We start from the raw sequence: 8,910 nt of genomic DNA on the forward strand, positions 1-8,910 counted from the left end.
GCATTCTCTCAATCCTGTAACCCTCTGTCCTGCATTGTCCTCTTCAGGACAAAAAAAAACGGCAGGGTGACATCTCATCCCTGCCGTCAAAACTAATCGCTTAATTTTTCTGCGATTATAATGTATTGTTTTGTGATGTAAATCACATTTTAATTTAATGTGAACTTTTCCCTCCGCTTTATATCTCCCGTAAGAAATTACCCGCCGTGCCTTCACGCTAACCCGGCCGCTGCGGTCGCAAGGGTTCACGTTGTCTCCGTCCTTGTATGATCAGTATGACAATGAGAAACGTATACACTCATTGTGATTTACCTGATGTTGCAGCACGTTCTTCGTCCAGGGATATGAGCCCGAGGGTGAGCACCATTGCGCAACATCAGTCTCAGTATTAGCCCGAACAATTGCCTGGGCGTATAACGAGCCCGTATCTGCAAGGCAGGGAGAACTGAATATGAGTGATAAAACCATTGTTGGTATAGATGTAGCCAAGAACACTCTGGAAGTGTTTATCGACACTACCGGGCAGTTGCTACATCTGGAAAATTCAGCTTCGGGAGTTCATTAATTACAGAAAGCACTAAGCGGGCTTACTGTAGCTGGAGTCGTCATGGAAGCTACAAGTCGGTATCATTGTACTGCTGAATTAATGCTAAGTGCATCGGGTTTGCCAGTCGCTGTAATTAATCCTCGTCAGATAAAAAACTTTGCCAGAGCCATGGGTAGGGTGGCAAAGAGTGACCCAATCGACGCGAGAATTATCTGCGAATATGGTCGGCGCATGACCCCGCAATTCAGGCCGATAAAAAGCGAGCAGCAACAGGATTTGGCCATACTGTTGATGCGTCGGCGTCAGCTGGTTCAGAACCGTGTAATGGAAACCAACCGTCTCAAGGAACTATGTGGTGTTTATATTGAGCAGGGAATCATGCGGCATATCAAATGGCTTGACGCTGAGATTGATATTCTGGATGCCGAGATTAAGCTACGGCTACGCCAGGATGATACTTTGGCTATGAAACGTAAGCTGCTTGATAAGGTAAAAGGTATAGGGCCAATAACACAGGCCACTCTTTTGATACAACTTCCGGAACTCGGCTCGCTTACGCGTCGACAGGTTTCAGCGCTGGTTGGGGTTTGTCCTTATGACAGGGACAGCGGACAACTCAGGGGAAAGAGGGCGATCTGGGGAGGGAGGTCAGGTCTGCGCGCGACTCTCTTTATGGCTATGCTTTCAGCAGTGCGTTTCAACCCCCAAATCAGGGCTTTTTACACTCGATTACTTGCAAGGGGAAAGCCCAAAAAGGTGGCTCTTACTGCTTGTATAAGAAAATTTATCACTATACTCAATGCAATGTTTCGGGATCAAAAAGACTGGATTTATGAGGGCGCTAACGGTCTAAACACTTAGTTATAAAATTTCTTACACTCGCCTGAGTCAGAACGATTTTATCAGGGGGATCCCTGAAAGTCCGCTTTGTGCCAGACTCGGAACTTGCTTATATCGTGCTATGTTAGTTTGTCGAGAGCATGTTATCCATTCCTCGCTCAAAGCGAACCATCCAGGATCCTTAGGGTGTTTTATTTTTTACATTAGACCCCAGCCGACGGTTCCGAAATGCCGCTTCTGGTGAGTCGGCTAAGCTTATTGGCCTGCCGGTTACTGCAGTCGTGCTGAAACACTGGCAACGGCGGGGGGGGGAAGGGGGGACTAAGTATCATTACTGAGATGACTCTTATGTCTTGAATACACAGTCACTAATCTCACCTTTGATCAATGTCATTATGTTCAATAGTTGATCTTCCTACAGAAGTCTGCAGTTAAATGTTCTTTTTCAGAGATCGTCTGGGAATTAAAAAAATTTTGCTCTTCAGTTTAACTGATGTCTGACTGACATTATTTTTGATTTGATATTAATATCAATTATTTAAATACAAATGAGTCGTTAATGAATTTCAGAACCTGTAATAATCACTGTCTTCTTGAACAGTATACTCTGACGTGATAGTTTCAAAATATTACTGTTATTTGGGACGAATCTCATGGCGACTTCTGTATTGGCTAACTGGCATGGTCATGATTATCAGGCTCGATATTTCTGGATTGAGGCATCCAGACTTAAAAATCCCGATCAGGGTTTCGTATCAGAAGTTTCCTATGAGGCCGACGGCCCTAAAGCTTTTGATGACGTAATTACACGTTATAACCCTCCCCGCCGCAGCACTGGGCCCGAACGAATTCAGGCCGATTACTATCAAATCAAATTTCACGTTACACAGGCTACAAGTTTTGGTTTTGAAGACCTGATTGACCCGGCCTTCATTGGCGCTAAGACCTTCTCAATTCTTGAAAGGCTACAAGAGGCAAAGAGCACTGCGCCTGCCAACTCTGCTTTTAATCTTGTCACGACAGATCGAATTATTGATGCAGACCCACTTGGTGAAATAATCAGCAATGTGGATGGCTCATTACGACTCGATAAACTGTTCGATGGCACGACTGACATTAGCCGAAAGGGAAAGGTTCGCAAGCTCTGGCGTGAACATCTCAAGCTCTCCACAGACCAGGAACTGGAGCAGGTGCTGACAGGGTTTTACATCCATCAGTCACAGCCCACACTTGAAGCGATGCGTGAAAAAGTTAATACCTGCTTCCAGATCATTGGCCTGATTACCTGCGAAACCAGTTCTGACTTTCGGTTCGATGCAGCTGCTCGTGCTTTACGCAGTCAGGGACGTTACCGCTTTACACGTGAACAATTCACAGCCCTGTGCGTGGAAGAAAATTGGCTCAGGGCGGAACCACCTGAAAACTTCAGAAGTGTTGCGCTGCGCTCCTTCAGCGATGGGCCACTGGACATCATGGATGCGCTTCCGGAACACACACTATCTCTGCTTTCTCTCTTCGAAGGTCGATTTCCCTCCCCAGGCATTGAGTGGAATGATGTTATTAAGCCCCAAGTAGAAACCTTCCTCACAGGTATAAGGCAGACGGAGCGTAAAGTTCGGCTGTATCTAAATACCCACAGCTCCATTGCAATGCTTGCCGGAAAATGTCTTGGTCACAAGTCAGGCGTAGAAATCGAACTGGTCCAGAAAGGGAGATCGGGCGACTCTATCTGGTCTGAATACGAACCCCACAACGAACCTGCTGCGGTTATCGAGATCGAGACTATCGGAACCGGAAGCGATGTTGCAGTAGTGCTCAGCATTGCGAGAAATGCGCTGCCAAAAGCGCAAGCTTACATACTCGCAAATCAGCCTGACATAGGACGGATCATTCATGTCACCCCTGCAAACGGATACGGGCAACGATCTGTGAAAAACGGTTCACATGCCGTAGCGCTTGCCGAACAAATATCCGATGCCGTCACGGATGCAAATTTACCGGTTGAGGCAAGCCTGCATATTTTCAGCGCTGCGCCAAATGCCGTTAATTTTTATCTTGGCCAGCACACCGATTTTCTGGGGACATGCGTCTTTTATGAGTTTGACTTTCAACGCCAACGAGATGGCTCCTACCTTCCTTCATTTAAGGTTTAATCATTATGGAACTTCAACCTCAGTTCAACGAATTTTTAGCAAATATCAGGCCGACTGATACACAGAAGGAAGACTGGAAAAGTGGTGCAAGGACACTGCGCGAGCGCCTGAAGAATTTCGAACCACTCAAGGAAATTGTCGTATCAACGTTCCTGCAGGGCAGCATTCGTCGTTCAACGGCAATCCGTCCGCTCGGCGATAAACGCCCTGATGTTGATATTGTCGTGGTTACCAATCTTGACCATACCTTGATGTCTCCCACTGATGCAATGGACCTGTTCATCCCATTCCTCGACAAGTATTACCCGGGTAAATGGGAAACTCAGGGGCGCTCTTTTGGTATTACCCTCTCCTATGTCGAACTGGACCTAGTGATCACCGCCATCCCTGAGTCAGGGGCAGAAAAAAACCATCTTGAGCAACTCTATAAGTCAGAGTCAGTTCTGACTGTTAACTCTCTGGAAGAGCAAACTGACTGGCGCCTGAATAAAAGCTGGTCCCCCAATACGGGATGGTTGTCTGAGAGCAGCAGCGCGCAGGTAGAGGACGCCCCCGCTTCAGAATGGAAAGCGCACCCGTTAGTGCTACCTGACAGGGAAAAAAATGAGTGGGGCCGAACTCATCCTCTCGCGCAGATCAGATGGACCGCTGAGAAAAACCGCGTTTGCAACGGTCACTACATTAACCTTGTCAGGGCGGTGAAATGGTGGCGACAACAGAACAGCGAAAACCTGCCGAAATACCCTAAAGGCTATCCGCTGGAGCATCTGATTGGTAACGCGCTGAATAATGGAACCACCTCAATGGGCAAAGGTCTTGTTCAGCTGTTGGACACTTTTTTGTGCCGTTGGGCAGACATTTACAGCCAGAAAGGTAAGCCGTGTTTGCCAGATCACGGCGTTGAAGAGCATGACGTGATGGCGCGCTTATCAACCGACGATTTCTGTTCATTTTATGAGGGTATTGCGGGGGCGGCGGAAATTGCCCGTAACGCGCTGGCCTCTCAGGATCCTCAGGAAAGTGCAGAACTATGGCGTAAACTGTTCGGAGCCAAGTTTCCTTTACCCGGTCCTCAGGGCGGCGATCGCAATGGCGGATTTACAGTGCCAATTAAACCAGCGGAACCACAGAAAACCGGGCGCTTCGCTTGAGTACAGTCATTCAGCAGGTGCCACGAGAGCTGCAGGCAGCGTTCACCCTTATCAATAATGATCCCAGGATGTGGACGAACAATGCTTGGGTGCTTTCTGCTGACAAGAGATGGTCGCTTAAATTCACCGCCAGGCTTTCCGTACCCGGCTCCAGCTTCATGCCAGACCACAGCGTCTGGCATCTGGTCCTCTGGCAGGAAGAGGCTCAGATACGCATAGAGGTCTATCCCGATAAATCGGAAGGTATATCTGCAACGTTTCAGCACCAAAACTACAACTTTTCGGATGCGTCTACCCGTGGATGGACATCAGGAAATCCGTGCCTTGAGAATACGCCCGCCGCATTTGGTCGTAACTTATGGGGGCAGGAACCCGAAGCATTACTCGACAGAATCAGATGGCGACTCAGCAGGCTGCTACTCTGGATTGACGCCGCTGCACAGGAAAAACTGGTTACAACCGGGGATGCTGTTGAACTCCCCGCCTTCCCCGGTCAGTCACCCTTTACTGTGATCGGTTTTAGCGAACAGACTGATGATCTCCCTTTCTGGACATCGAAAACAGGAGAATGGGGGTTTGCAAGCAGCACTGGATTGCCTGGTGCGAGCGGTACCCGCTTTTTGCGTGAGTTTTTTGATAACAAAGGAAAGCTAATCCGGACAACCAAATGGTCCCCGTTCATGCGCAGAGGCACGAGAACAACGAACGCTGTGTGGTCTGTTTTGCCTACACTCCCCGTTCTGGCTCCTTGGCAGGCACCCAGGACCTGGCAGGAGCTCAGCCATTGCTTCGCACAATGGGGATTATCACTGCCGGACCTTTTTTCAGATATTGGGCGTTCTGTCAGAGCCCTGCGCAAGCAACGCGCGCCCGGATTACTCTTGCTGGGTTTTCCGCTGGAAAACAAAATTGGAGCTGAGCCAGCGCGCATTCACTGGCTGGCGCTGCGTCTGACCGGTCTCAGTAATACGATGACAAAGCGCCCCGGATTCCGCCCAACGGAACGGAATCGCAGAGCTTGGGATCGCGAACAGCCACTTTCACAAGAGCCCATAAGGTGGGTGAGGACGCAAAACTGGGCTGCCGACCAGCTCAGAACACGTGGCGAAGCAGCCAACGACATTCGCAGTAAAAAGGTGCTGATAATCGGTGCAGGCTCACTGGGCAGTATGATTGCAGAAAACCTGATGCGCATGGGTGTTGTCAGCCTCGGCATTCTGGACGCAGACCTCCTACAGACCGGAAATCTTAGCCGTCACGCCCTGACAATGACGTCAGTTGGCCATAATAAAGCGGCCGCGCTGGTTGAGCATCTGAATCGTATTCTGCCTGACGCAAGTGCACGTTCATTCAGCTGCGCGTTTCCCCCTGAGAGTGAGGCCGCAAAAAACTCACTGCGTCAGTACGACGTGATCATTGATTGTACCGGTGATGATGGCGTTCTTAAGTCATTGGCGGCATTTGACTGGCAAGGTGAAAAAATATTTATCAGCCTGGCTATGACATGGCGGGCTGAAGGTTTATTTGCGTTTGCTGCCAGTGAAACAACGTTTCCGGTTACGGATGCTTCCAGCCGCTTCGACGCCTCGGCGTCACCTGAGATCAAGATAGATGAGGCGAGAATAGAAGGCATCGGGTGCTGGCATCCTGTATTTCCGGCCCGTGCCGATGACGTACAGTTATGGGCGGCCGTCGGTACAAAATTCATTTGCCGGGTGGTCAGTGCGCCAGGGAGAATCTATGAATATTTTAAGCAGATGCCTGATGGCACTGTTGAGAGAGAGCCGCATGAGTATTAAAGATGTGACTTTTTCGAGAGAGGGTGCGCTTTATACGGTCGTTATTAGCTCCTCAACCATTAAGCAAATGGTTTCCGAATGTCTTAAAGCTGGCGTAAATGAAACTGGTGGCATTCTGATTGGCTCATACAGCGAAGACAGTTCTAAGGCAATGATCGTGGAAGCTACGACCCGTCCAACGGATTCACTCGCTGGACGGACGACATTTCAACGGGGCGTCAGAGGGCTGAGGCCTTTACTTCATGCTCGATGGAAAACGGGATTGTATTATGTTGGTGAATGGCATTTTCATCCAGGAGGCTCACCCGAGCCAAGTGGCGATGACTTCAGGTCCATGATAAGCATTGCAGCGAACCCTGACTACCAGTGCTTGGAGCCTGTAATGATTATACTTGGAGGGGATCCGGCAGGCTCATACAGTCTGAGCGCCAGTGTATTCCCAAGGGGAGACGCCCCCATCAGACTGCGAGAGGTACTGATTTAATATCCGTCCCCTTTGTTTTTCATCAGACCATAGTATTCAGGCCGAAACGCCACTTTTGCGGCCCGTCGGAGCCGCACTCTGCCGATTCGCGCAGTCGACAGATACTTAGGCTGGCCAGCGAACCGAGGCGTTCATTGTGTGCGGCGCCACTTAATCATCGGATCCATGAACGATTTCCGTTGAGATGCTTGACACAAACAACACACGCTTATAAGACCGATTTCCGGAACAAGAAAACGCGGGATTTCAGGAACGGTCGCTTTCAGAGCGACCATTACCAGACTATAAAGCCTGTATCATTACTATCTGCCCCGCCGTTGATTCAAAAAGAATGCTGTCATCACTATCCGCATTTCGCTCATAACAGATATTCATCGCCTGCAAACACTACGCGTCTTTTAAACATCTTTCCTGTTTGACATCAAACACAACTGCTCACCCGTTCGCACCCTTCACGGTGCATTCAGCCCGTGAAGGCTTTGCGCTGCGGCTTGCGGCGTCGCCCCTGTGTCCTCCGCTTTTCGCCGGTCTGTCGTGTCGTCACGGCGATGCCGGAACCGAGAATATGTTAACCGTGGAGGATCTATGAACCAGACCGTGACCTGTGATGCTGTTCGTCTTGAGGGTGCGCAGCGCCTGACTTTCCTGCCTGATTTGTTTGGCGGCGATTTTATGACGTCCGAGGCATCCGTGTACGCCTATGCCTGGCGTTACTGCCCTGAGTATCAGGGGGGATTCTGGCAGTTTTACCGGCTGCCGGAAGGTGGCGGATATATGGCGCCTGACGTGGAGAGCCTGACCCTGTGCAATCCGGACAACTGGTTTGAGCAGACTGTCAGCGGGGAAGTGGCGGGGATCATTCTCACGGCGCTGGTACTGAATCACCGGAGCTGGCACCACAGCAACCATGACCATGAAGAGCTGTGCCGCCACTTCTGCCGTCGCTATGAGCAGCTTATGGCATTTGCTGACACCCATCCGGAAAGCGCCACCACCTGGCGTGCCCTTGACTGACTGACCACGGGCGGCGATGCCGCCCGATAAAAGGAGAAAAACATGATTGGTACAGCAAGAGAAATTGCCCTTGAAATGTTCAGACATTCCGACCTCGATGGCGAGAAATACGTTTTCGCCTGCTGGAATCGAAATGACATTCGTTGCGTCTGCCTTGACTGGGATTTAACCGATGAGGAACTGGATGAAGTCCTGCGCCGGCTGAGTTCATGCCTTGAAAGTGGCGCGGATATCGGCCAGATACGGGCGATTGTCGAAACCATGCTCGATGAGCGACGCGAGAAGCGAACCGTGACTATTCCCGCGAAATCGCTGGCCTTAGTCATGCAGCTTGCAGGGAAGGAAATGGAGCGTATCGCTGTATGCGCGGAGGATGGAGGCGGATCAGCGGCAGAAACCCTGAAAGAAGAAAATGACGTCATGTTGAGCCTGCGCGCTGCGCTCGATGCCTGACTGAGAAACCGGAGGCATTGCCTCCGGAAACTGAAAAAAGGAGAAAGCCATGCAACTGTCACCGGAAACCCGCAGCATCCTGCGCCAGTATAAAACGCTCATCAACGAGCGGCGTCGCGAATCAGGACTCAGCCCCGTAACCACAGCGAAAGTGCTGGATGAGATCTGCGAATCGGCTACCCGCCAGTGCGCCGTCTATCTTTGCGGCCACTTCATTCTCCAGGGCGGTCAGGGGGATGGAAAGTAAATAATCCGGGCGGGGCATAGGCGCCGCATGTTCGCGCGCTAAAACCCTGTCATCCCTTCGGGCTGACGGGGCGGCAAGGCCAGCGCCTGCGGCGCTGCCTCCTCCCTCCCTGGTGTAAGTCAGGATAAATGCAGAGGAATGGCATTGTGAGGGCAAATTGTCACGGATACGGTCCTGCGTGGCGTGGCGTGGCGTGGCGTGGCGTGGCGTGGCGTGGCGTGG

Annotated in this window: 7 protein-coding genes and 1 pseudogene; all 8 read left to right on the forward strand. The window is 50.6% G+C overall.

What is annotated here, in order from left to right:
- Positions 1-604 precede the first annotated feature (604 nt).
- A pseudogene (locus tag L362_RS00035) lies at positions 605-1,408 on the forward strand (IS110 family transposase); the annotation flags it as partial.
- 632 nt (positions 1,409-2,040) lie between these two features.
- Positions 2,041-3,540 (forward strand): CBASS system CD-NTase-associated protein Cap4, encoded by a 1,500-nt coding sequence (locus tag L362_RS00030; RefSeq protein WP_023345616.1) that lies wholly within the window; start codon positions 2,041-2,043, stop codon positions 3,538-3,540.
- 5 nt (positions 3,541-3,545) lie between these two features.
- Complete coding sequence (locus L362_RS00025; protein ID WP_023345617.1) at positions 3,546-4,691, forward strand: SMODS domain-containing nucleotidyltransferase; 1,146 nt, start codon at positions 3,546-3,548, stop codon at positions 4,689-4,691.
- Positions 4,688-6,490 carry a HesA/MoeB/ThiF family protein gene (locus L362_RS00020; RefSeq protein WP_023345618.1) on the forward strand — a complete coding sequence of 601 codons (1,803 nt, stop codon included), beginning with the start codon at positions 4,688-4,690 and terminating at the stop codon, positions 6,488-6,490. Before L362_RS00025 ends, L362_RS00020 begins: the two co-directional genes overlap by 4 nt.
- Positions 6,480-6,974, forward strand: a complete 495-nt coding sequence (locus L362_RS25160) for a Mov34/MPN/PAD-1 family protein (protein WP_045334573.1) — start codon at positions 6,480-6,482, stop codon at positions 6,972-6,974. The genes L362_RS00020 and L362_RS25160 overlap by 11 nt, the downstream gene beginning before the upstream one ends.
- Positions 6,975-7,559: 585 nt before the next feature.
- Complete coding sequence (locus L362_RS00015) at positions 7,560-7,988, forward strand: antirestriction protein (protein ID WP_023345619.1); 429 nt, start codon at positions 7,560-7,562, stop codon at positions 7,986-7,988.
- 42 nt (positions 7,989-8,030) lie between these two features.
- Complete coding sequence (locus L362_RS00010; protein WP_023345620.1) at positions 8,031-8,441, forward strand: DUF1380 family protein; 411 nt, start codon at positions 8,031-8,033, stop codon at positions 8,439-8,441.
- 49 nt (positions 8,442-8,490) lie between these two features.
- Positions 8,491-8,688 (forward strand): hypothetical protein, encoded by a 198-nt coding sequence (locus tag L362_RS00005; RefSeq protein WP_023345621.1) that lies wholly within the window; start codon positions 8,491-8,493, stop codon positions 8,686-8,688.
- The last annotated feature ends 222 nt before the right edge of the window (positions 8,689-8,910 follow it).

The sequence above is a fragment of the Enterobacter sp. MGH 16 genome (genome assembly GCF_000493175.1).
In the GTDB taxonomy this organism is placed as follows: domain Bacteria; phylum Pseudomonadota; class Gammaproteobacteria; order Enterobacterales; family Enterobacteriaceae; genus Enterobacter; species Enterobacter roggenkampii.